The organism is Herbidospora yilanensis, assembly GCF_001570565.1.
Taxonomy (GTDB): domain Bacteria; phylum Actinomycetota; class Actinomycetes; order Streptosporangiales; family Streptosporangiaceae; genus Herbidospora; species Herbidospora yilanensis.
In genome coordinates this window covers 108100-132318 of record NZ_BBXE01000016.1, presented here as the reverse complement: position 1 = coordinate 132318, position 24219 = coordinate 108100, and the positions used below count along the sequence as shown (strand labels likewise).

Below are 24219 nucleotides of genomic sequence, written 5' to 3'. Positions count from 1 at the left end.
CCCATGACTCAGCACCCCGCGTGGTTCACCGACCTGGCCCGCGTCATCAACGCCCCAGGCTTCACCCGCTGGCGCTCGATGGTCGCCGCGACCGGCGGATGCGCCAACCCCATCCACCTCGCCGGAGAGTCCTTGGTCGTGGACAGCCGGACCGGCGAACTCCTGCACCACTACTCCACCACCGACGAACCGACCGGCCACCTGCTCGTGGCCTGCGGCAACCGCCGCGCCTCGGTCTGCCTCGCCTGCTCCGAGGTCTACCAGGCCGACACCTTCCACCTGATCCGCGCGGGCCTGTCCGGCGGCAAGGGCGTACCGAACACCATCAGCACCCACCCCAGGGTCTTCGCGACCTTCACCGCCCCATCGTTCGGCCCCGTACACACCCGCCGAGAAACGGAAGGCCGCGTCCGCCCCTGCCGACCACGAAACCAAGACCGCCACTGCGAACACGAAAGGCCGGCGGGCTGCCGGAGTCGACACGAGAAGGGAGACCCCCAGCTCGGCCAGCCGATCTGCCCCGACTGCTACGACTACCCCGGCGCGGTCCTGTGGCAGGCACACGCCGGAGTGCTCTGGCACCGCTTCACCCTGAACGCCCGCCGGGAAATGGCCCGCCTGGCAGGAATGACCCGCCAAGCCTTCAACGCCCAAGTACGGGTGTCCTTCGCCAAGGTCGCCGAGTACCAACGGCGCGGCCTCGTCCACTTCCACGCCGTCATCAGGCTCGACGGCCCCGGCGGCGCAACCGAACCCCCGCCGTCGTGGGCAGATCACCGCCTGCTCGCTCACGCCATCCCAGCGGCGGTCAAGAGCGTGACGGTACGCACCCCCTCCAGCGACCTCGGCCAACGAGACCTCCGCTGGGGCGACCAGCTCGACATCCGCCCGATCCTGCTCGGCCGAAGCCTCGACGGCCTCAGCGAACAGGCGGTGGCGGGCTACATCGCCAAGTACGCCAGCAAGGGCGCGGAGTCCTCCGGCACGGTCGACTACCGGCTCTCTTGTGGACAGTGCAAAGGCACCGGCCGTGTCCACAGGCTGTGCACACATTGCGCGGGCACCGGCATCAAGCCGGGCCTGAACCTCGACCTGCTCCCCGTCACCGACCACGCCCGCATGATGATCCGAACCTGCTGGACCCTTGGCGCACGCCCCGAGTTCGCAGATCTCCGGCTCCGCCCGTGGGCTCACATGCTCGGCTTCCGTGGCCACTTCTCGACCAAGAGCCGCAACTACTCCACCACCCTGAGCGCCCTACGCGGCGCGCGCTTCGAACACCGCGCCCAAGAGGCCCGTGACCGCTCCGGCCTCCCCGCCTTGGACGACGAAACCACGCTCGTCATGGCCCACTGGCGCTTCGCCGGATCTGGCTACACCCCCGGCGAGGCGATCATGGCCGAACACATCCGCCAGCGCGTCTCCCAGGCCCGCGCAATCGCGTCCCAACGCGAGGACGCATGACCACAGCGAACCTGCCACAACGGCGGCTGTATCGCGTACACGAAGCCATGGTCCTGCTGAGCATGAGCCGCAGCGTGATCTACGAGCTTCTCCGGTCGGGCCGTCTGAGGTCCGTCCACCAAGGCCGTACCCGGCTGATCCCGGCCTCGGCCATCGCCGACTACATCGCCCTACTCGAACAGGAGGCACAAGCATCATGACCACACGACGCAGCAAGGGAGACGGGGGCCTGTACTGGGACGAGACCCGTCAGCGTTGGATCGCCTCGGTCACGGTCGGCTACACCCCTGCGGGCAAGCGCATCACCCGCAAGGCGAGCGGCAAGACCAAGACCGAGGCGAAAGCCAAGCTGAAGGAGCTCATCCGCGACTACGAAGACGGCCTGACCACGACGGGGAAAGACCACACCGTCGCCGAGGCCGTAGGGGACTGGCTGGCCTTCGGCCTCAACGGCCGGGAAGCCTCGACGGTCACCAACCGCCGCATCCTTGCCGAACAGCACGTCATCCCGGCCCTGGGTGCCCGCAAGCTCCGCGAACTGTCCGCCGACGACGTAGACCGCTGGCTGGCGACCAAGTCCAAGACCCTCAGCACCGAGACCATCCGGAAGATCCACAGCATCCTCAAACGCTCGATCGCCCGCGCCCAGGCCCGCGACAAGGTCAAACGGAACGTGGTCCTGCTCTGCGACATCCCCAAGGGAAAGGAGGGCCGTCCGTCGAAGTCCCTCACCCTCGATCAGGCGGTCTCCGTCCTCAGGGCTGCCGAGAACACCAACCTGTACGCCTACCTCGTCGCATCCCTGCTCATCGGCGCCCGTACGGAGGAACTGCGGGCGCTCACCTGGTCCCACGTCGACCTCGACGCCGAACCGCCCTCGATCATGGTCTGGAGGTCGGTACGGGTCGGGGGAGACACCAAGACCCAGAAGTCCCGCCGCACCCTGGCTCTCCCCCGTCTCTGCGTGGACGCGCTGAGACTCCATAAGGACCGCCAGGCCGCCGCCAAGGAAAAGGCCGGCGACCACTGGCAAGAGAACGATCTCGTGTTCGCCAGCAGGCACGGCACCGAACTCGACGCCGGGAACGTCCGCCGCGCCTTCCGCGTGGTCCTGAAGCGAACAGAGTTGAACCCCGAGGAGTGGACCCCGAGGGAACTTCGCCACAGTTTCGTCTCGCTCATGTCAGACGCCGGGGTGGCGGTCGAGGACATCGCCCGCCTGGTCGGCCACAAGGGCACCGTCGTCACGGAGAAGGTCTATCGGAAGCAGCTCCGCCCGGTGCTGCTGGAAGGGGCAGAGGCGATGGACCAGATCTTCGGTGACTACACCCAGCAGGCATAGTCCCTCAGTTAGTCCCTCAGAAGATCAAAAAGGCCATCTCCCATGATGGGAAACGGCCTCTGACATGCGTGGGGCTACCAGGACTTGAACCTGGGACCTCTTCCTTATCAGGGAAGCGCTCTAACCGTCTGAGCTATAGCCCCTCGTCAGCCAGCCAGTTCGCGGCGACGAGGTAAAGCTTACCGTGTTCCGCGGTGTGGTCGCACCGCGGAATCACGACTACGGCTACTCGGCTTCGGAGAAGGTCACTTCGACGCCGCCGACGAGGTCGGCGCTCAGGTTGTAGATCACGGCCCCGAGAGTGGAGAGCGCCGTGATCAGCACCACGTTCACCGCGCCGAGCAGGGCGGTGTATCCCAGGATCCGCACCGGCTCGAACCACGAGGCGATGTCGAACGAGGCCGCGGCTCCGCCCTCGCCCTGGGTGAGCTGGTTGACCGCCTGGACGAACGCGTCGAACACGCCCATGGCCGACAGCACTCCGTAGAGCACCGCGACGGCCACGAACAGCACGACGAAGCAGACCAGGGAGACCACGAAGCTGAACTTCATGGCCGACCACGGCTCGACCCGGCGCAGCACCAGGTGGGCCTTGCGCGGCGCCCGTCCGGAGGAGTCCTTCGGGGCCGAGGAGGTGGCGATGACGGGCCGTTCGGCCGTCGCCGGTTCCACGGGCGAGGGGCGGGACGCGGTCACGATCGGCTCGGGGGCCGAGACCGGCGTGGGCAGGCGGGGCGCCTTGTAGGCGGCCGTCGGCTCGTCGCCGGCCAGGTGCTTCTGGTCGCCGTTGGGCGACTGGGGCCGCGACCACGGCTTGTTGTCGTTGCCCGTGGGACGGATGCGGACGGTGGAGTCGTCGGTCTTGGGCTCGTCTTTGGGAAGGTCACGGCCGGTCTGGGGAGCTTTGGGCGTCTCCCGCTTCGGGGCCTGGGCAGGCCCCTGTGCCGGCCCCGCGACCTTGGGGGTCTCGGCCGTGTCGTTGTTCTTCTCGTCGTCGATCCGGGCGGATACCCCGTCGCGCATCGACGACGAGGCAGCCGAGGTAGACGCGGGTTTCTTGGCCGCCCCGGTGTTCTTCGTCTTGCCCGAGTTGGTCATTGCTCGTCTCCTGCCCCGTTCTCAGTCTCCACCGCTTCGGCAGTCTCCAACGCTTCGGCGTTCCGGGCTAGGGCCACCACGCTGTCGCCTTCCGCGAGATTCATCAGTCTGACCCCCATCGTCTGGCGGCCGGACTGCTTGATCTCGGCGGCGCTGGTCCTGATCACTCCGCCGGCTGAGGTGATCGCGAAGACTTCGTCTTCGGGTCCCACCATGACCGCTCCGACCAGCTTGCCACGGGCACTGACTATTTTCGCCGTCAGTACGCCCTTTCCACCCCGGCCTTGCAGCGGATAGTGCTCAACCGGTGTGCGCTTCGCATACCCGCCCTCAGTGGCGATAAGCACATCGTCACCATGGCTCATGACATTCATGGCCAGAAGTTCATCTCCGTCGACGAAGCGCATACCGATCACGCCGCTGGTGGCCCGGCCCATGGGACGGAGGGCCTCGTCGGAGGCGGTGAAGCGGATCGCCTGGGCGTTCCGGGAGACCAGCAGCAGATCGTCTTCCTCGGAGACCAGCCGGGCCGCGATGACCTCGTCGTCGTCCCGGAGGTTGATGGCGATCAGGCCGCCGGACCTCGGGGAGTCGTACTCGGAGAGCCGGGTCTTCTTCACCAGGCCGCTGCGGGTGGCCAGGACGAGGTAGGGCGACACCTCGTAGTCGCGCAGGTCGAGGACCTCCATGACCCGCTCGTCGGGCTGCATCGCCAGCAGGTTGGCGAGGTGCTGGCCGCGGGCGTCGCGGCCCGAGTCGGGCAGCTCGTAGGCCTTGACCCGGTAGACGCGGCCCTTGTTGGTGAAGAACAGGAGCCAGTGGTGGGTTGTCGTGACGAAGAAGTGCTCGACGATGTCGTCCTGGCGGAGCTGGGCGCCGCGAACGCCCTTGCCGCCGCGCTTCTGCGCCCGGTAGAGGTCGGTGTTGGTGCGCTTGGCGTAGCCGCCTCGGGTGATCGTGACGACCATCTCGTCTTCGGCGATCAGGTCCTCGATGGACATGTCGCCTTCGTACGCGATGATCTCGGTCTTGCGCTCGTCGCCGTAGCGGCTGACGATCTCGCCGAGTTCGTCGCCGACGATCTGGCGCTGGCGCACCGGGCTGGCCAGGATCTCGTTGTACTCGTTGATCTGGACCATCAGGTTCTCGTACTCGTCCTGGATCTGCTGGCGCTCCAGGGCGGCGAGCTTGCGGAGCTGCATGTCCAGGATGGCCTGGGCCTGCGTCTCGTCGATCTCCAGGAGGTCCATGAGGCCCTGCTGGGCGGCCGAGGCCGACGCCGACTGGCGGATCAGGGCGATCACGTCGTCGAGGCGGTCGAGGGCCTTGAGCAGGCCGCGCAGGATGTGGGCCCGCTCCTCGGCCTTGCGCAGCAGGTAGCGGGTCCGGCGGACCACGACCTCGATCTGGTGGCCGATGTAGTACTTGACGAACTGGTCGAGGCGGAGCGTGCGGGGCACGCCGTCGACCAGGGCGAGCATGTTGGCGCCGAACGTGGTCTGGAGCTGGGTGTGCTTGTAGAGGTTGTTCAGCACGACCTTGGCGACCGCGTCGCGCTTGAGCACGACCACCAGGCGCTGGCCGACCCGCGACGACGACTCGTCGCGCACGTCGGCGATGCCGTTGATCTTGCCTTCCTTGACCAGCTCGGCGATCGACAGCGCCAGGTTGTCGGGGTTGACCTGGTAGGGCAGCTCGGTGATCACCAGGCACTGGCGGCCCTTGTTGTCCTCTTCGACCTCGACGACCGCGCGCATCGTGATCGAGCCTCGGCCGGTGCGGTAGGCGTCGTCGATACCGCGCTTGCCGACGATGAGCGCGCCGGTCGGGAAGTCGGGGCCCTTGACCCGGGCGATCAGCCCTTCGAGGAGGTCTTCGTCAGTGGCCTCGTAGTTCTCCAGCGCCCACTTGACGGCCTCGCCGACCTCCCGCAGGTTGTGGGGCGGGATGTTGGTGGCCATGCCGACCGCGATGCCGGCCGCGCCGTTGACCAGCAGGTTGGGGAACCGCGACGGCAGGACGACGGGCTCCTGCGAGCGCCCGTCGTAGTTGGGCTGGAAGTCGACGGTCTCCTTGTCGATGTCGCGCAGCAGCTCCATCGCGATGGGCGCGAGCTTGCACTCGGTGTAGCGCATCGCGGCGGGCATGTCGTTGCCGGGCGACCCGAAGTTGCCCTGGCCGTCGACCAGCGGGTAGCGCAGCGACCACGGCTGGGCCAGGCGGACCAGGGTGTCGTAGATCGAGCTGTCGCCGTGGGGGTGGTACGAACCCATGACGTCACCGACGACACGGGAGCACTTGAAGTAGCCGCGGTCGGGGCGGTAGCCGCCGTCGAACATGGCGTAGAGCACCCGGCGGTGCACCGGCTTGAGACCGTCGCGCACGTCGGGGAGGGCACGCGAGACGATGACCGACATCGCGTAGTCCATGTAGCTGCGCTGCATCTCGGACTGGATGTCCACCGGTTCGATGCGGTCAGCCGGCGGCGGGCCCGGAGGCAGGTTAACTTCCGTCACGTCAATCCTTCACAGGGTGGGGTTCGGCTGCCGCGGTCTAGACGTCGAGGAAGCGCACGTCACGCGCGTTCCTGATGATGAACTCCCGCCGGGGGGCGACGTCCTCGCCCATGAGGACGCTGAACATCTCGTCGGCCTGGGCGGCGTCGTCGAGGGTGACCTGGAGCAGGATGCGCGTCTCCGGGTTCATCGTGGTTTCCCAGAGCTGGTTGGCGTTCATCTCGCCGAGACCCTTGAACCGCTGGATGCCGTCGTGGGCGCGCGGGTCGCGCTTGCCGCGGGCGATGCCCTCCTCGATGATCGCGTCGCGCTCGCGGTCGGAGTAGGCGTAGGACGCGTCCTCGCCCTTCCTGTCCCACTTGATCTTGTAGAGCGGCGGCTGCGAGAGGTAGACGTGACCGGCTTCGATCAGCGGCCGCATGAACCGGAACAGCAGGGTCAGCAGCAGCGTGGTGATGTGCTGACCGTCGACGTCGGCGTCGGCCATCAGGATCAGCTTGTGGTAGCGGAGCTTCGAGATGTCGAACTCGTCGTGTACGCCGGTGCCGAGCGCCGTGATGAGCGACTGGACCTCGGTGTTCTTCAGCACGCGGTCGATGCGCGCCTTCTCGACGTTCAGGATCTTGCCGCGGATGGGCAGGATCGCCTGGAAGCGCGAGTCGCGGCCGCCCTTGGCCGAGCCGCCGGCCGAGTTGCCCTCGACGATGAACAGCTCACACTTCTCGGGCTCGCTCCACTGGCAGTCGGCCAGCTTGCCCGGCAGCCCCGAGCCGCTTTCGAGCAGCGACTTGCGGCGGGTCAGGTCACGGGCCTGACGTGCGGCGATGCGGGCACGGGAGGCCTGCAGCGACTTGCTGATGATCTCCTTGGCCTCGCCGGGGTTGCGCTCGAACCAGTCGCGCAGGTGGTCGTTGCAGGTCTTCTGCACGAACGACTTGGCCTCGGTGTTGCCCAGTTTGGTCTTGGTCTGGCCCTCGAACTGCGGCTCGGCCAGCTTGACCGAGATGATCGCGGTCAGGCCCTCGCGGACGTCGTCACCGGTGAGGTTGTCGTCCTTGCCCTCCTTGAGGAACTTCTGCTCCCGGGCGTACCGGTTGACGATGGTCGTCAGCGCGGCGCGGAAGCCCTCCTCGTGGGTGCCGCCCTCGGCGGTGTTGATCGTGTTGGCGAAGGTGTAGACCGACTCGGAGTAAGAGGCGTTCCACTGCATGGCGATCTCGACCGAGATGCCCTCGCCGTGCTCCTCGAAGTCGATCACCGAGTTGTGCACCGACTCCTTCTTGGAGTTCAGGTGGGTGACGAAGTCGGACAGGCCGCCCTCGTAGTGGTAGGTGATCTCGGTGGGCTCGTCTTCGCTGCCGTGGTCGGGGCGTTCGTCCCTGATGACGATCGTGAGGCCCTTGTTGAGGAAGGCCATCTCCTGGAAGCGGCGCGAGAGCGTCTCGAAGTTCCAGGTGGTCGTCTCGAAGATGTCGCCGTCGGCCCAGAAGGTGATCGAGGTGCCGGTCTCCTCGGTGGGCTCGCCCTGGATCAGGTCGGTCACGGGCTTGGAGCCGACGTACGACTGCCGCCACTCGGAGCCGTCGCGCTTGATCACGGCTTCGAGCCGCGACGACAGCGCGTTGACGACCGAGAGGCCCACGCCGTGGAGGCCGCCCGAGACGGCGTACGACTTGCCGTCGAACTTGCCGCCGGCGTGGAGGACGGTGAGCACGACCTCAAGGGTCGGCTTCTTCTCGGTGGGGTGCTCGGCGACCGGGATGCCACGGCCGTTGTCCACGACCCGCACGCCGTTGTCGGCGAGCAGGGTGACCTCGATGGTGTCGCAGTATCCGGCCAGGGCCTCGTCGACGGAGTTGTCCACAACCTCGTACACAAGGTGGTGGAGACCACGCTCTCCGGTCGAGCCGATGTACATACCCGGGCGCTTGCGAACCGCCTCAAGACCCTCGAGTACGGTGATTGAGCCTGCGTCGTAGGACAAGTGCGAAATCCTCCTGCCGCGGACACGCGGCAGGAAACATAGGATGGCTGCCTGCCGTGCCCGTCACCGTCGTGAGTGCCCCGATGCGTTCACCCTGGGGAATCGGCTCGCCACGGCCGGGGTGACACGCAAACGGACGTGTCCTTAAGTCCACTTTCATTCTACCGGCTCTCGGAGCCTCAGGTGGCATTGACGGGGGCTGTGATGCCCTCTAATACGATGATCTTGGTTTTGGTGTGACACCCCAGACCCCGGGGTTCAATGCGCCAGACGCGATTTCGGGCCGGTGCAAGACTTTTCCACAAGAGCCATACCGATCTTGTGGAACCCCGCGTCAGCCGAAAGTGTCACCCGGTCCTCGGCTCCCCTTCACCCGGATGTGGCCCGCCTGTCGCGGCGGTGCGAGGTTGGGCCCGCGAACCTTCACCGCGGTCACCGTCCCCTCCCCGAGTTCCTCGTTCAGCCTTCTGACCAGGGTGGGAGCGAGCAAACGCACCTGCGTGGCCCACGCCGTCGAGTCGGCGGAGACGATGACCTCGCCGTCCTCGAACGCCTCCGGACGCGTGTGCAGCCCGAGCTCGGCCCCGACGATCTCCCGCCAGCGCCCGAAGACCCCGCCGATCGCGACCGGTTCCTCCCACCCCCGGGCGGCCAGCAGGTCTTGGATCGCCGCCCCGAAGAGCATCGGATCGCCCGAGTCGCGCTTGGGGCCGCCCCTCTTCTTCCGGGGTTCGGTACGGGGAAGTTGCCCCCGCCGCTGCGCGTCGGCTTTGGCCTGGGCGAGCTTCTCGCGGGCCAGCGCGGCGCCTTTGGCGTTGGACGCCTGCTGCGCCGGCGAGGGCCCGTCAACAGCCTGTGGATCGTCACCCGACACGGGTCACGCTCCCCTCGGTGACGTCGAAGCGGGCGCCGCTCAGTTCCCTCGGTACGTCCTCCGCCACCGCCGCCGTGATCAGAACCTGCTCCGCCGGGGCGACGATCTCGGCCAGCCGCCGGCGGCGCTGGGCGTCAAGCTCGGCGAACACGTCGTCGAGGACCAGCACCGGATCGCCCCCTTCCGAACGCAGCAGGTCGTAGGCGGCCAGCCGCAGCGCCAGCGCGAACGACCACGACTCGCCGTGGCTGGCGTAGCCGCGCGCCGGCAACTCCCCGAGCCGCAGCAGCAGATCGTCGCGGTGCGGCCCCACGAGGGTGACCCCCCGTTCGATCTCCTGCGCCCGCGCCTCGGCCAGCGCCTCCCCCAACCGTACGGCGAGTTCCGCGCGGTCCGTCCCCAGGTCGGCCTCCTCTGTGGAAAACCACCGGTAGTCGATCTGCGCGGGCACGGAGCCGGGCGCCAGTTCCGCATAGGCCTTGGTCACCAGGGGCCGCAGGTTCTCCACAAGGTCCAGCCGGGCGGCGAGCAACTCGGCCCCGTGGCGGACCAGGTGGGCGTCCCAGACCTCAAGTGTGGACAACACGTCACCGGCCCCGGCCGAGGCGAACGCCGCGTCGTCCATCTGCCGCCTGGGGCTCCTGCGGCGGGTCTGCGAGGCCGTGCGGAGCAGGGCGTTGCGCTGCTTGAGGGCGCGGTCGTAGTCGGCCCGGACCCCGGCGAACCGGGGGTGGCGGGCGACGAGGAGGTCGTCCATGAACTTGCGGCGTTCGGACGGGTCGCCCTTCGACAGGGCCAGGTCCTCGGGGGCGAACAACACGGTCCGCAACACGCCGAGGGCGTCTCTGGCCCGGGACACCGGCGCGCGGTTGACCCGGGCGCGGTTGGCCTTGCCCGGGTTGATCTCCAGCTCGACCAGCGCGCGTCTCTGGTCGCGCTCGATCACGGCGCGGATGACGGCCCGGGGGGCGCCGTGGCGTACCAGAGGAGCGTCGGTCGCCACCCGGTGGGAGGCGTGGGAGGCGACGTAACCGATCGCCTCGACCAGGTTGGTCTTGCCCTGCCCGTTGGGCCCGACGAAGGCGGTCACCCCGGGTTCGAGCGCCAGCTCGGCGGTGGGATAGGACCGGAAGTCCGTCAGCGACAGGTGGGCGGTGAACATGCCGGTAACGGTAACGGGCTCCCGCGGTGGAGCGGGAGCCCGGCCGAGATCAGGAGCCGTTGGCCTCGGGGATCATGCTGTCGGCCGCGCCCGGCGCGTCGGCGCCCTTCTCGTAGGCCCCTTCGGCGGCGGTGACGGCGTGGCCGCCGAACTGGTTGCGCAGCGCCGCGACCATCTTCATCGCCGGGGAGTCTTCCTGGCGGGAGGCGAAGCGGGCGTAGAGCGCGGCCGTGATGACCGGCAGCGGCACGGCGTGGTCGACGGCCGCCTGGACGGTCCAGCGGCCCTCTCCGGAGTCCTGGGCGTAGCCCTTGAGGTCTTCGAGGCCGGGGTCTTCGTCGAGCGCCCGGGTGAGCAGGTCGAGCAGCCAGGAGCGGATGACCGTGCCGTGACGCCAGCTCTTGAACGCTCCGGGGACGTCGGTGACGATGTCGGTGGCCTCAAGCAGCTCCCAGCCTTCGGCGAAGGCCTGCATCATGCCGTATTCGATGCCGTTGTGGACCATCTTGGCGAAGTGGCCGGCGCCGATCGACCCGGCGTGGACGAAGCCGTCCTCGCCCTCGGGCTTGAGGGTGTCGAAGATCGGCCTGAGATGGGCGATGTCCTCGGGAAGGCCCCCGGCCATCAGGGCGTAGCCGTTCTCCAGGCCCCACACGCCGCCGGAGACGCCGACGTCGACGAACTTGACGCCCTTCTCGGCGAGCTCCTTGCCATGCTTCTGGTCGTCGATGTAGTGGGAGTTGCCGCCGTCGATGACCACGTCACCGGCGGAGAGCGCCTCGCCCAGGGACGCGATGGTCGCCCGGGTGGGCTCACCGGCCGGGACCATCACCCAGACGGCGCGCGGCGCCTCCAGGCGGTCGACGAGCTCCTTCAGGCTGCCGACGTCGCTGACGCCGGGGTCACGGTCGTAACCGACGACCTCATGGCCACCGCGGCGCAGCCGCTCGGCCATGTTGCCGCCCATCTTGCCCAGGCCGATCATGCCGATCTGCATGAGAGCACCCCCTCAGGGTTCCGTCTACGGTCACGCCGACTCGCCTACCCGACCCGAGGGTTGATCATACGGATTCGTTCAGCTTGAGAGCCGAATGGGCATGATCAGGTAGCGATAGTCGGGTATGCCCCCATCTTCCACGGGCTTTCCGCCGGTGAGGATGGCAGGTTTCGTCGAGGTGGTGAACTGCAGGCGAGCAACGTCGGAATCGATCGCGCCGAGGCCTTCGAGCAGGAACTGGTGGTTGAAGGCGATGTTGATCTCGCCGCCGTCGAAGTCGACCGGCAGGACTTCCACAGCCTGTGCCTCGTCGCCGCTGCCCGCTTCGAGCACGACCTCGTCGCCCCGGAAGGCCAGCCGGACCGGGGTGTTGCGCTCGGCGACCAGGGCCACGCGCTTGACGGCCTCGACGAAGGAGCTGGTGACCAGCTCGGCGCGGGCCGAGAACTCGGTCGGCAGCAGCGAGCGGTATTTGGGGAACTCGGGGTCGAGCAGCCGCGTGGTCGTGCGTCGGCCGCCGCTGCTGAAGCCGATCATGCCTTCGCCGGTGCCGCCCACGGAGCTCAGGGCGATCTCGACCTCGGCGCCGGTGACCAGTGACTTGGCGGTGTCGGCGAGCGTCCGGCCCGGGATCATCGCGATGGCCTGGAAGTCGGGCTGGTCGGGCTGCCACTTGAGCTCACGGACGGCCAGCCGGTAGCGGTCGGTCGCCGCCAGCGTGACCGTGTCGCCGTCGATCTCCATCCGGACGCCGGTCAGCATCGGCAGGGTGTCGTCCTTGCCGGCGGCGGTGGCCACCTGGGCGACGGCCGAGGCGAACACGTCGCTGCCGACCCGGCCCGCGGCCGGCGGCATGGCCGGGAGGGAGGGATAGTCCTCCACCGGCATCGTCAGCAGGGTGAACCGGGCGGTGCCACAGGTCACGACCGCCTTGGCGCCTTCGACCACGAAATCCACAGGCTGTGCGGGAAGGGCTCGGGTGATCTCGGCGAGCAGGCGGCCCGAGACCAGCACCACGCCGGACTCGCCGGTCTGCAGGTCGAGGGTCACCTCGGCGGAGACCTCGTAGTCGAACCCCGAGAGCTTGAGCTGCTGGTCGTCGGTGACCTCAAGGCGCATGCCGGCGAGGACGGGCACCGAGGGCCGGGCGGGGAGGCTGCGTGCCGTCCACGCGACGGCTTCGGCGAGCACGTCTCGGTCGACCCGGAACATCACGTGGATCAGCCTCCTGTGGTGGGTAGGGACGGCGTCGGGCGGTGATGGCTGGGGGGCGGCGACGCGGTGGCGCGAGGTGTGACTGCCCATCTTCGTCGCTTGCCGGGAGGTGTCAACTCCAGGATTTTTTGCTCCGCGCCGCGCCCGAAGGTTGCTCTTGACTTTCCTCTAGGTAGAGATATCAGCCGTCTTAATAGGCGCTGTGGAAATGTGGAAGAACCCCTATAACCGCAGGTCAGCGGCCGGATTTCTGTCCACAGCACCTGTGGACAGCCTGGGGATTACTCAGCGCGTGCTGGGGATAACTTTTAGTTACCCACAGGCCGTCCACAGGTTTGCACCCAGTTATCCACCGGTTACCCACAGCTTTTCCACAGGTTGTCCACATGAGACACGCCCGACACGGAGTGTGTTTTTTCCACTACCCACAGGTCATCCACAGCGTGTCCACAGGTTATCCACCGCTGGAGGGGGTCTTATCCACAGGTTTTCCACAGACTTGTCCACAGTCTGGTGTGGCCTGTTGATCTATGAGTTTCCAGCGCGCGCGGAATTACACCTGTGTTCCGTGATCCACAGAGTTATCCACAGGCTGTGAATCAAGAGGTGCGCGCGCGCTGCTTGATCCGGGTCGTCAGTTCGTTGACCTGGTTGTACATCGAGCGCCGCTCGGCCATCAGGGAGCGGATCTTGCGCTCGCTGTGCATAACAGTGGTGTGGTCACGGCCGCCGAACTGGGCGCCGATCTTCGGCAGCGAGAGGTCGGTGAGCTCCCGGGCCAGGTACATGGCGATCTGACGGGCCACCACGAGGGCCCGCGACCGCGATCCGCCGCACAGGTCGTCGAGCGAGACGCCGAAGTACTCCGCGGTCGTGGACATGATGAGCGCGATCGTGATCTCGGTGCTGGAGCTGTCCTCGGTGATGAGGTCCTTCAGCACGATCTCGGTCAGGCCGATGTCGACCGACTGCCGGTTGAGCGAAGCGAAGGCGGTCACCCTTATTAGTGCGCCTTCGAGCTCGCGGATGTTGGTGGCGATCCGGCTGGCGATGTACTCCAGCACGTCGGGCGGCGCGGCCAGGCCCTCCTGGATCGCCTTCTTCCGCAGGATCGCGATGCGGGTCTCGAGCTCGGGCGGCTGCACGTCGGTGATCAGCCCCCACTCGAAGCGGTTGCGGAGCCGGTCCTCCAGGGTGACCAGTTGCTTCGGCGCCCGGTCGCTGGAGATCACGATCTGCTTGCTGCTGTTGTGGAGGGTGTTGAAGGTGTGGAAGAACTCCTCCTGCGTCTGCTCCTTGCCCTCAAGGAACTGGATGTCGTCCACGAGGAGGATGTCCACAGCCCGGAACCGCGCCCGGAACCCGTCGGCCTTGTGGTCGCGGATGCTGTTGATGAAGTCGTTGGTGAACTCCTCGGAGCTCACGTACCGCACCCGCGCGCCTTCGTACAGGCTCTGCGCGTAGTGACCGATCGCATGGAGAAGGTGCGTCTTCCCCAGCCCCGAGTCCCCATAGATAAAGAGTGGGTTGTACGCCTTGGCCGGCGCCTCGGCCACCGCGACCGCCGCCGCGTGGGCGAACCGGTTGCTCGCGCCGATGACGAACGTCTCAAAGGTGTACTTGGCGTTCAGCCGCGCGGGCTCACCCTGCTTGCCCCCGGAGGGCCGGGGCGGCGCCTTGTCGTTCTTCTCCTCAGCCTGTGGATATTGCGTGTACGGCTGCTCGGCCGGCGGCGGCGCACCTGGGACTCCCTGTGGGCGACCCTGTGGAAAATCGGCCTGCTGTTCTGGGGACTCCTGACGAAACCCCTGGCCGAAGCCCTGCGGAGATTGCACAGGCTGTTGAAAGCCGTGATCCCCAGTCTGGGGAAAACTTCCGGAACCGGTGTTCTGGGGATAACCGCCGGACGCCCCGCCCTGGGGAAAACCACCCGACGGGGTGCTCTGGGGAAACCCGGGCGTACCGGTCTGGGGAAAAGCCGGGCCGCCGCTCTGGGGAAAACCACCCGGACGGCCGTAGTTCTGCTGCTTCGGCTCCGCCTGCGTGGCCGTCGGATCGACCATCACGGCGATGCGGACCGGCCGGCCGAACTCCTGCGAAAGCGCCTGCATGATGAGCGGCCGCAGCCGCACCTCGATGACCTCTTTGGCGAAGTCGTTGGGAGCGGCCAGCAGAATCGTGTCGTTGATCAGCCCGGACGGCTGCGTCATCTGCAGAAACGCGCGCTGCTGACCCGAGACTCCCTGGTCGAGGAGTGTGGTGAGCGCTCTCGCCCACAACTGGTTGAGGTCGACGCCGTCCACCGTTCGGCACTCCTCCCTGACGCGGTCCCCATTGATCGCTCGCCGCGTGTCGTTATCCACACCCGCCCTGCCCGGTCTGCTCCCGGTGGCGCCGGCCCCCGCTGCGAGTTTCCACAGAAGATCCACAGGAGATCCACAGGTGCTCTGGGTGTGGAGGGAAGGCCTGGACGCCTGACAGTAGCGGTGTGCGCGACCTGCGTTCAAGACGTTGTCCACAGCCTACTGGCACCCGTTGCCCACAGGATGTGGATGACCAAGGACGGTGTGGATAACTCCACAGCCTGTGGAAAACTAGGAGCGCCGGTTTGACCATTCGGGCGTGTACCCCGTAACGTGACCCGGTCGGCTTTCTCGGGACGGCTCTTTCGCATGCCCTGTGCCCGGTGGGCCGTAAACTTTGGTCTAATCGCCCTAACGACAGGGCACATCTAGCCTGGAGCCCATCGTGAGCAAGCGTACTTTCCAGCCGAACAACCGCCGTCGCGCGAAGACCCACGGTTTCCGGCTCCGCATGCGCACCCGCGCCGGCCGCGCCATCCTGGCCGCCCGCCGCCGCAAGGGCCGTCACGACCTCACCGTCTGACCGGCACTTCGTAGCAGCCCCGCCCGCCGTCACCTCTGACGGCGGGCTACTTGTTAAGGAAGTATCCGGTGCTCCCGCCCGCTTCCCGCATGCGCAAAGGCGAGGAGTTCGCCGAGGCGATCCGGCGCGGGCGCCGCGCCGGAAGACCCTCCCTGGTCGTCCACTTCACCGCTGTGGAGGCCGACGAGACCCCGATCGTGGGGTTCGTCGTCAGTAAGGCCGTGGGTGACGCGGTGACCAGGAACAGGGTCAAACGGAGACTCAGACACCTGATGCGGGCACGTCTGCACCTCCTTCCGAGAGGTAGCCTGCTGGTGGTACGCGCCAATCCACCGGCCGCGTCCGCGCGCAGCGAGCACCTGGCCGCCGATCTCGATGTCGCGCTTCAGCGACTGATCCGGCGGCCGCGGGATGGACGGTCATGACAACCGAGCAGCCCCAGCCGGTCACGCCGGTCTCGACGGCTGCCCGCGTATTGATCGTCCCGATCAGGTTCTACCGGGCGTTCATCAGTCCCCTCCTGGGGCCTCGATGCCGCTTCTTCCCCTCTTGCAGCGCGTACGGTCTCGAGGCGATCGCCGTGCACGGGGCGCTGCGCGGGGTGTGGTTGACCATCCGTCGCATCGGCCGATGCCATCCCTTCCACCCCGGCGGGTTCGATCCCGTGCCCCCTCGACCCCACGACAAGCAAGGGAGCTAGCTCGGTGGAGCTGTCCTGGCTGAACTGGCTGTATACGGCCATCGCCTGGGTGATCACCCATATCCACAACTTCTACAGCCTCGTCCTCAGCCCCGACAACGGGCTGAACTGGGCGTTGACCATCATCACGCTGACCGTGCTGATGCGAATCCTGATCTTCCCGCTCTTCCTGAAGCAGATGCGCTCCTCGAAGAAGATGCAGGAGCTCGCGCCCAAGGTTCAGGATCTGCGCAAGCGTTACAAGAACGACAAGCAGCGCATGAACCAGGAGGTCATGCGCGTCTACCAGGAAGCGGGCGCCAACCCCCTGGGCGGCTGCCTGCCGGTCATCGCGCAGTTCCCGATCTTCATCTCGATGTTCACGGTGCTGAACGCGATGGCCCACGGCCAGCCGCGCTTCGGCATGACGCAGGAGCTCGTCGACAGCGCCCGCGCCGCCCACATCTTCGGCGCCCCGCTCCCGGCGACGTTCTTCACCAGCGGCGCCGACATCGAGGCCTACGGCGCCGACCCGGTCATCGCCAAGATCGTCCTGGTCATCTTCGTCGCGATCTCGTCGCTGACGACGTTCCTGACCGTCCGGCAGAGCGTGACCCGCTCGATGGCCCAGATGCCGGACAACCCCATGGCGCAGCAGCAGAAGATCCTGATGTACATCTCGCCGCTGTTCGCCGTGTTCTCCCTGAACTTCCCGCTGGGCCTGATCCTCTACTGGGTCACCACCAACGTGTGGACCCTCGGCCAGCAGCACTGGTTCTACAGCCGCAACCCGATGCCGCAGTTCGACGCCAAGGGCAACCTGATCCCCGTCGAGGTCAAGCCGGGCTTCTTCGCGCGCTTCCGCAAGACCCCGCCCGCGCCCGAGCAGTCGGCGGAGCCAGAGCCTAAGATCGTCCGTCAGCAGCCGACGCGGCAACCACGTAGCAAGCGGACCGGCAGCAAGAAGTCGTGAGAGGGAGTTCCCACGTGACCGAAGCCGAGGAGACCGTCAAGGCGGCTCCGAGCGTCGCCGCCCTGGAGCAGGAGGGCGAGATCGCCGCCGACTACGTCGAGGGGCTGCTCGACATAGCCGACCTCGACGGCGACATCGACATGGACGTCGAGGGCGACCGCGCGCTCGTCTCCGTGATCGGCCTCAAGGGCGGCGACCTGGTCGGCCCCGGTGGCGAGGTCCTGGAGGCGCTCCAGGAACTGACCCGCCTGGCCGTCCACCGGCAGACCGGCGAACGCTCGCGGCTCATGCTCGACGTCGCCGGATATCGCGAGCGCCGCCGGGCGGAACTCACCAAGATCGGCACGGCCGCCGTCGACGAGGTCAAGACGTCGGGCGAGCCGAAGGCCCTCAAGCCGATGACGCCGTTCGAGCGCAAGGTCATCCACGACGCCGTCGCCGCCGCCGGCCTGCGCAGCGAGTCCGAGGGGGAGGAGCCCCGGCGTTTCGTCGTGGTCCTGCCCGCCTGACATTCCAGCCTGTGGAAACCGCCGCCCCGTCCCGGGTCGGCGGTTTTCTTTGTCTGTACGGCTTACGCCTGGGCTTTTGGCCAGCCGCGCACTGTTGTCCACAGGACACACACCGCAATATCCACAGGTTTATCCACAGGTTTTCTGGCCGTCGTCCACCGCCCGATACCCTACGAGGGATGACCGAAGAAATGAGCAACCAGCAGCCCCCCGAAGCCGCCAACGCGGTGTTCGCGGGCGAGGCCTTGGCCCAGGCGGAAACCTATGCCTCCCTGCTGGCCGGGCCGGGGGTGGTGCGTGGGCTGCTCGGCCCTCGGGAAGTCCCCCGGATCTGGGATCGCCACCTGTTGAACTGTGCCGTGATCGCCGAAGCGGTGCCGCCCGACGTGAAACTCGTCGACATCGGCTCGGGCGCGGGCCTGCCGGGCATCGTCCTGGCGATCGTCCGCCCCGACGTGACGGTGACCCTTCTCGAACCGTTGCTCAGACGCACCGTCTTCCTCGAAGAGTGTGTTGAGACTCTCAAGTTGCAGAACGTCGAGGTGCTCCGCGGCCGCGCCGAGGAGCTGAAGGGCAAACGCACCTTCGACGTCGCCACCGCCAGGGCCGTCGCGCCTCTCGATCGCCTGCTCACCTGGTCGCTCCCCCTGCTCCGCGAGGGCGGAGAGCTGCTGGCGATGAAGGGTGAACGAGCTGCCGAAGAATTGGCGGGCGCCGACACCCAATTGTCCGCTCACGGGGCAAAGACGGCCGAGCTTGTCACGGTCGGGCGCGGTAAAGTCGATCCGCCTGCAACTCTTGTCCGCGTCATCGCCGGCGCCGGTTCACGAGCTGCACAGCGCCGACGTAAGAGGTAGTCGCGGTCGGACCGGGAACGATCGAACGACCTGTTGAATCAACCCGGGACGACCCGAAAGACTCGCGGCGACGCGACGAGCGCGGCCTGATGGGGGTGGGGCCGCACTCCCGCTCCGAACCACCGGCCTCGGCCGGTCGAAAGGACGACCAAGGTGTCCCAGCCCCCGCTAAGCCCCGGTGATTCCCCGCTGGTTCGAGAGGCACTGAGTTCTGTGGTTTCACGTGAAACAGCCGCGCCCGGCAAGCCGGCCGCCGACGGCCCCGTCGGATACTCCGCCCGCCGCGACGGCGACTGGCCACGCCCGCCCAAGACCCGAGTGATCTGCATTTGCAACCAGAAGGGCGGGGTGGGCAAGACGACCAGCGCCGTCAACCTGGCCGCGGCCCTCTCGATGCACGGGCTGCGGGTTCTCGTGGTCGACCTCGACCCACAGGGCAACGCCTCGACGGCTTTGGCCACCGAACACCGAGCCGGGACACCTTCCATTTATCAGGTCCTCGTGGAAGACCTCCCGATGGAGTCGATCGTGACCCAGGTCCCGGACATGCCGGGCCTGTTCTGCGCTCCCGCCACGCTCGACCTGGCCGGCGCGGAGATCGAACTGGTGCCCATGGTGGGCCGTGAAACCCGGTTGAGGCGCGCGTTCGCGGCCTACGAGTCGGCGCAGATGGACTACATCCTGATTGACTGCCCGCCGTCCCTGGGCCTGCTGACGGTCAACGCGCTGGCCGCGGCGCAGGAAGTCTTGATCCCCATCCAGTGCGAGTACTACGCCCTGGAAGGCCTGACCCAGCTCCTCCAGAACGTCGAGCTGGTCCGCGTCCACCTGAACCAGACCCTGAACGTGTCGACCATCCTGCTGACGATGTACGACGGCCGCACCCGCCTGGCTTCCCAAGTGGCCGAGGAGGTCCGCTCCCACTTCGGCGCCACCGTGGTCGACGCGGTCATCCCCCGGAGCGTCCGGGTGTCCGAGGCGCCCAGTTATGGCCAGTCGGTCATGACCTACGACCCGGGTTCGAGCGGTGCGATGGCCTACATGGACGCGGCACGAGAGATCGCCTACCGCGGTGCCGCTGTCGCGGAAGCGTGAACCTGTAGCCTCTTACAATCGTGCGCGGCGTTTGAGAGACGACGCGGCGTTTCGGTACGACGGGCTGACGGAGATCAGCCATGCGGCGTTTCGGTGCGGGTGAGGAGCAAGGGTGAGTCAGCAGCGTCGGGGGCTCGGCAAGGGTCTGGGAGCCCTCATCCCCACCGGCCCCATCGTCGACCCGTCGGTCGTCGGCGTGCCGGCCCCCACCCCACCGGGTGATCGGGAATTGATCCCGGTGGCCGGGGCCTACTTCCACGAGATCGCCGTCACCCAGATCATCCCGAACCGCCGCCAGCCCCGAACCGTCTTCGACGACGAACGCATCCGCGAACTGGCCGACTCGATCCTGGAAGTCGGCCTCCTCCAGCCGATCGTCGTCCGCGCCGCCGGCGTCGACGAAGACGGCAAGGACCAGTTCGAACTGATCATGGGCGAGCGCCGCCTGCGCGCCAGCCGCCTGGCCGCCCTGGAGCGCATCCCCGCGATCGTCCGCAGCACCGGCGACGACGAGATGCTGCGCGAGGCGTTGATCGAGAACCTCCAGCGAGAGCAGCTCAACTCCCTGGAAGAAGGCGCCGCCTACCGCCAGCTCCTCGACGACTTCGGCGCCACCCACGAGCAACTGGCCAAGAAGATCGGCCGCTCCCGCTCCCACATCACCAACACGCTGCGCCTGCTGAACCTCCCCCCGAACGTCCAGCGCCGCTTGGCGGGCGGCTCGATCACCCCCGGCCACGCGAGGGCCCTGCTGTCCCTGGACAACCCGGAGGCGCAGGAGCGCCTGGCGACCCGGATCGTCCAGGAGGGCATGACGGTCCGGACGGTGGAGGAGATCGTCTCGCTGGGGGAGGCGACCGCCGGTCCCGCTCCCCGGAAACCGAGAACGAAGCAGCCGGTGGCACCGGCGCTGCGGACGCTGGCGGATCGGCTGTCGGATCACTTCGAGACCAAGGTGAAGGTCGATTTAGGGCGTCGGAAGGGGCGGATCGTGGTGGAGTTCTCCACGATCGACGACCTTGAGCGCATCATCGGAACGATGGCACCGGACGCGGCCAACCAGATACGAGAGCAGGAGAACGACTAGGTTTCACGTGAAACAAGCTCCCTCGGACGTGGGTCCGGGGGAGCTTGTTTGTGTAGCGGGGACGTCTTGGGGCTGGAGCCCTTCAGGCGGCTGGTTGTCCAGAGCGGGAGGACTAGCCTCTGTTTCACGTGAAACAGAGGGCGGCGGTCGAAGTCACTTTGCAGGACTCGGGTTGCCCGCAAGGTGCCACAGCAGGGCTACAGGGTTCGTAGGGGCATGCCTTGCTGGCTACGGCGAGGTGGGAAGGAGAGGGATGCAATTTGCTGTGGCCTTCCGGCTGGGCCGCTCCGACCCACGGCGGTGTTGGGGCCTCGGGGGCGCTGACGGGCGTGCGCCGTGGTTGGCGATGGCTCGACCGAGCTCCGCTTCGTCTGTTCGCACAGAACTGTAAGTATGTGAGGTTCGATGCCGTCGGCCGATGAGTAAGTCCCTGGCGTCATGAGATTGTCTGCTTCGAACGGCTGAATCTGGTCGTCTCGATCCTTAGGAGCGCCGGACGCCGCCCAGGTCGCCGACCGGTTCCATCTGTCGCAGAACTTGGGCAAGGCCGTAGAACGCTGCGTCGCCCGCCACCGCGACTGCCTACGCGTCCCCGAACCTGAACCGGCCGAGCCGATCACAGCCACGCCGCTCGGCTCGGTCGCAGAACCGAACAGTACGGATCCGACAGGGAAGTTAGCCGAACGAGCGCAGCGGCATCATGCCCTGGTCCATCACCTGATCGAGGAAGGACACGGGATCCGGGGCATCGCCCGCCGGCTCGGCTGGGGCCGTCACACCGTTCAACGCCATGCCCCGCGCCGCCACCGGGCAGGAACTCGTGGAGGGGCGCTGGCAGACTCCGCGGGCCAGCAAGCTCGACCCGTTCAAACCCCACCTCCACCAGCGCCTGGGAGTGAGGTACCTGAGCGCCGGCGATCAGCGGATCGGTCAGCGCCAGACCGCGTTCGTGAGTACCTTGGGCAGGCCGGCAGTGCTGAACTTGTCGACGATAAGAATCTTGGACTTCGGCAGCAGCCACTCACGCTGGATGAAGGTTGCCCTCACCTTGGACGAGTCGTTCTCGACGCACTTGATCTGCCAGGCGCGGTACTGCGCCTTGTGCCCCTTGCCGATCTCGCGATAGCCGGACTTGAGGAGCTTGACACCGCCACCGTAGCTCCACTTCGCGTTCAGCGGGCACGGCTGCACGTCGGTGGCAGGGTAGTAGGGCGACTTGCCCGTGTAGGGATTGAACAGTTCATTCCCTATAGCGATGCCCTTCGGGCCATAGATCGAGAATTGGTGGCAGCCGGGCTCATGGAGCTTCTTGCACTTACCGGCGACCACGTAGATGAAGTCGCCCTTGCCGTGCACCTTCCACGCGTACGGCAGGGTGATGGTCAGTCCCTTACGCAGCTTGAGCACCTGCCCGGCTGACGCCTGTGCCGTGGCGGGCGCCAAGGCGCCCAAGGCCGTGACGACGGCGGCGAGGGTAATAATCCGCTTAATCATGACTGGTGAGACGGGCCGCCGCCGGGAAAGGTTCGGGGGGCGACGAGAATTGCACAAGGACTCGGTTGGTTACCTCGTCACTTCAGGTCGTCCGAACCCCAGGGGACGGCGGGCTTCCATCGGGTTCCCGGCGAGGTGCGGAAGAAGCACGTCCAACCCGGGATGATCGCACCCGTGCCGTGATCACAGAACGCGGCCCTGCTCAAGGGGGGCGTAACGATCACGAGATGTGGGCCAGATCCCCACATTCAGCCGTCGTTGACAGGCGTGTGACACATGGAGAAGGAACTCGGCCACGCCCGCGGAGTGATGTAAATCTGCACCTGCCTTGTGCTGCCCTCGGCGACATCGCAGATGCGCCGCTGCCAGTCCGCGGTTTCACGTGAAACATCGCGACGGGATAGGCGCCTGACTCAATAGACCTCGGGCAGCCGCACTCGGGGATGATGCCGACCTAGAAGAACATCGGCACAGAGAATCTGGCCCTCACGCCCAAGAGCCCATCGGCATCTACCGCCAAAACGCCAAAGCCGCTCTGAAAGTCGAACCTGACTAAGTCGCCAATGCCTCGCACTGTCTGCACCTAGGGCGCCTGCCCAAGAGGAGAACGCATGCACGACCGTCGACCGGCGCTTCAGCCGTGTGCGGCACGTTGCCTTGTCCGTCCCTAAGGACAAGGATGCTCGCAGGCCGCGCAGAACAGTCGGTGCAGCGACCATGGCGAGCATCAAGATGGGGCCAGCCCGAACTCCAAGCCGGCCCCACCGCGATGTTTCACGTGAAACTAAGCGCCTCATGCGTAGCCGCGATCAGCGCATCGACATCATCCTCGGTCGTGTCGAAGGCGGTCACCCACCGCACGACTCCCCCAGCCCGATCCCAGTGCCCGAAGGTGAACCTCTCCATCAGGTACGCGATCGCCTTCTCTGGCAGCACGGGGAACACCGCGTTCGACTGAACCTCGTACCGGAACTTCACCACCGAAGCCACCCCGTCAGCCAGCCGATGTGCCATCGCGTTGGCGTGTGAGGCGTTCCGCAGCCACAGGTCGCCACGCAGCAGGGCGGTGATCTGAGGAGAGACGTACCGCATCTTTGAAGCAAGCTGCATGCCCTGCTTGCGAAGGAATAGCGCCCCAGGCGCCAGCTCCGGCCGCAACACGATCAACGCCTCGGCCCCCAGGGCGCCGTTCTTGGTCGCGCCGTAGCTGAGGACGTCCACGCCGACGGCGGTCGTGATGTCCGCCAGGCCGCAGCCGAGTTCGGCGGCCGCGTTGGCGAGCCTGGCTCCGTCCATGTGGAGGAAGAGACCGTTCTCATGGACGACCTCCGCCAGCGCCGCGATCTCCTCAGGCGTGTAGACCGTCCCGCACTCGGTCACCTGAGAAATGGACACCACCCGGGGCTGCGACAGGTGTTCGTTGCCCATCGCGCCGAGCTGACCGAGCACGTCGGATGGGCAAAGCTTCCCGTCGTCCGTCGCCACGGTGAGCAGCTTCGTCCCGAGAATCCTCTCGGCCGCGCCGGCCTCGTTGCCGTTGATGTGCGCGCTGGCCGGGCAGATCACCCCGTCGTACGGCCGCAGCATCAACCCCAGCCCCACCACGTTGGCACCGGTCCCGTTGAACATGGCGTAACCCTGCGCCTGCTCCCCGAAGACCTCCCTGACGGCGCTCTCCATGTCGGCCGTCCAGGGATCGCTGCCATAGGGGAGCGTGTCACCGTCGTTGGCCGCCACAACCGCTGCCATCACCTCGGGATGAACACCCGCGTGATTGTCACTACCAAAACTTTTCGCATGAACCACCCGCCAAGCCTAGGTCAGCGTCCTCCCACGCTGACCCCCAGGTCAGGCCTGACAGCGCCTACAAGCCCAAAGCGAATCAACGCCGGAGGACAGGCCGACGCGATCGAAGCCAGCCGGTTAAGAGACCCCCGAGTTGGCGATCACAGTGCTCGGCGTGGGCGTTCGCCGTGGCAGCCCGGCA

General features: G+C 67.0%; 21 protein-coding genes and 1 tRNA gene. 11 read left to right on the top strand and 11 right to left on the bottom strand.

The window, feature by feature from the left end:
* Positions 1-3 precede the first annotated feature (3 nt).
* From AW273_RS08670 to AW273_RS08660, 3 genes are read left to right on the top strand one after another with little or no spacing between them, the layout of a single operon-like run.
* Complete coding sequence (locus AW273_RS08670; RefSeq protein WP_062346993.1) at positions 4-1464, top strand: replication initiator; 1461 nt, start codon at positions 4-6, stop codon at positions 1462-1464.
* On the top strand, positions 1461-1664 hold the full coding sequence (locus AW273_RS08665; RefSeq protein WP_062346991.1) for a helix-turn-helix domain-containing protein: 204 nt from the start codon (positions 1461-1463) through the stop codon (positions 1662-1664). The genes AW273_RS08670 and AW273_RS08665 overlap by 4 nt, the downstream gene beginning before the upstream one ends.
* On the top strand, positions 1661-2806 hold the full coding sequence (locus AW273_RS08660) for a site-specific integrase (RefSeq protein WP_062346989.1): 1146 nt from the start codon (positions 1661-1663) through the stop codon (positions 2804-2806). Before AW273_RS08665 ends, AW273_RS08660 begins: the two co-directional genes overlap by 4 nt.
* 69 nt (positions 2807-2875) lie before the next feature.
* Here AW273_RS08660 and AW273_RS08655 read toward each other — a convergent pair.
* From AW273_RS08655 to dnaA, 9 genes are all read right to left on the bottom strand, one after another.
* Positions 2876-2949: transfer RNA gene (locus AW273_RS08655), tRNA-Ile, on the bottom strand.
* Positions 2950-3031: 82 nt separating this feature from the next.
* Positions 3032-3904 carry a DUF3566 domain-containing protein gene (locus tag AW273_RS38475; protein WP_232327204.1) on the bottom strand — a complete coding sequence of 291 codons (873 nt, stop codon included), beginning with the start codon at positions 3902-3904 and terminating at the stop codon, positions 3032-3034.
* A complete protein-coding gene (gene gyrA, locus AW273_RS08645; RefSeq protein WP_062346987.1) occupies positions 3901-6420 on the bottom strand; it encodes a DNA gyrase subunit A in 2520 nt (839 codons plus the stop codon). The genes AW273_RS38475 and gyrA overlap by 4 nt, the downstream gene beginning before the upstream one ends.
* Positions 6421-6457: 37 nt before the next feature.
* Entirely contained in the window at positions 6458-8404 is a 1947-nt protein-coding gene (gene gyrB, locus AW273_RS08640) for a DNA topoisomerase (ATP-hydrolyzing) subunit B (RefSeq protein ID WP_083949611.1), read from the bottom strand.
* Between the two features lie 334 nt (positions 8405-8738).
* On the bottom strand, positions 8739-9278 hold the full coding sequence (locus AW273_RS08635; RefSeq protein ID WP_062346984.1) for a DciA family protein: 540 nt from the start codon (positions 9276-9278) through the stop codon (positions 8739-8741).
* The gene (recF, locus tag AW273_RS08630; protein WP_062346982.1) at positions 9268-10440 is read right to left on the bottom strand and encodes a DNA replication/repair protein RecF; all 1173 of its coding nucleotides are present in this window, start codon (positions 10438-10440) and stop codon (positions 9268-9270) included. The genes AW273_RS08635 and recF overlap by 11 nt, the downstream gene beginning before the upstream one ends.
* A gap of 49 nt (positions 10441-10489) precedes the next feature.
* Positions 10490-11437, bottom strand: coding sequence for a phosphogluconate dehydrogenase (NAD(+)-dependent, decarboxylating) (gene gnd / locus AW273_RS08625; protein WP_062346980.1), 948 nt, complete (start codon positions 11435-11437; stop codon positions 10490-10492).
* A 78-nt stretch (positions 11438-11515) separates the two neighbouring features.
* Positions 11516-12652: a DNA polymerase III subunit beta gene (dnaN, locus tag AW273_RS08620; RefSeq protein WP_030452598.1), complete on the bottom strand. Its 1137-nt coding sequence runs from the start codon at positions 12650-12652 to the stop codon at positions 11516-11518.
* Between the two features lie 599 nt (positions 12653-13251).
* Positions 13252-14790, bottom strand: coding sequence for a chromosomal replication initiator protein DnaA (gene dnaA, locus AW273_RS08615; protein WP_439648621.1), 1539 nt, complete (start codon positions 14788-14790; stop codon positions 13252-13254).
* 610 nt (positions 14791-15400) lie between these two features.
* On the opposite strand from dnaA, the gene rpmH reads away from it, so the two are divergent.
* The 8 genes from rpmH (at position 15401) to AW273_RS08575 (ending at position 20738) form a co-directional block, all read left to right on the top strand.
* Positions 15401-15538, top strand: a complete 138-nt coding sequence (gene rpmH, locus AW273_RS08610; RefSeq protein WP_155339926.1) for a 50S ribosomal protein L34 — start codon at positions 15401-15403, stop codon at positions 15536-15538.
* A 68-nt stretch (positions 15539-15606) separates the two neighbouring features.
* Positions 15607-15963, top strand: a complete 357-nt coding sequence (gene rnpA / locus AW273_RS08605) for a ribonuclease P protein component (RefSeq protein WP_062346976.1) — start codon at positions 15607-15609, stop codon at positions 15961-15963.
* A complete protein-coding gene (yidD, locus tag AW273_RS08600) occupies positions 15960-16238 on the top strand; it encodes a membrane protein insertion efficiency factor YidD (protein ID WP_062346974.1) in 279 nt (92 codons plus the stop codon). The genes rnpA and yidD overlap by 4 nt, the downstream gene beginning before the upstream one ends.
* A 4-nt stretch (positions 16239-16242) precedes the next feature.
* Positions 16243-17190 (top strand): membrane protein insertase YidC, encoded by a 948-nt coding sequence (gene yidC / locus AW273_RS08595; RefSeq protein WP_062346972.1) that lies wholly within the window; start codon positions 16243-16245, stop codon positions 17188-17190.
* 14 nt (positions 17191-17204) lie between these two features.
* A complete protein-coding gene (locus AW273_RS08590; RefSeq protein ID WP_062346970.1) occupies positions 17205-17699 on the top strand; it encodes a Jag family protein in 495 nt (164 codons plus the stop codon).
* 179 nt (positions 17700-17878) lie between these two features.
* Positions 17879-18556, top strand: a complete 678-nt coding sequence (rsmG, locus tag AW273_RS08585) for a 16S rRNA (guanine(527)-N(7))-methyltransferase RsmG (RefSeq protein ID WP_062346968.1) — start codon at positions 17879-17881, stop codon at positions 18554-18556.
* Positions 18557-18769: 213 nt separating this feature from the next.
* Complete coding sequence (locus tag AW273_RS08580; protein ID WP_062340917.1) at positions 18770-19651, top strand: ParA family protein; 882 nt, start codon at positions 18770-18772, stop codon at positions 19649-19651.
* A gap of 112 nt (positions 19652-19763) precedes the next feature.
* Entirely contained in the window at positions 19764-20738 is a 975-nt protein-coding gene (locus tag AW273_RS08575; RefSeq protein ID WP_062346966.1) for a ParB/RepB/Spo0J family partition protein, read from the top strand.
* 930 nt (positions 20739-21668) lie between these two features.
* Here the strand turns inward: AW273_RS08575 and AW273_RS08570 are convergent.
* Together AW273_RS08570 and AW273_RS08565 are read right to left on the bottom strand one after the other, a co-directional pair.
* A complete protein-coding gene (locus AW273_RS08570; RefSeq protein WP_157555646.1) occupies positions 21669-22232 on the bottom strand; it encodes a hypothetical protein in 564 nt (187 codons plus the stop codon).
* Positions 22233-23006: 774 nt separating this feature from the next.
* Entirely contained in the window at positions 23007-24038 is a 1032-nt protein-coding gene (locus AW273_RS08565) for a threonine aldolase family protein (protein ID WP_232327203.1), read from the bottom strand.
* Positions 24039-24219: the final 181 nt, after the last annotated feature.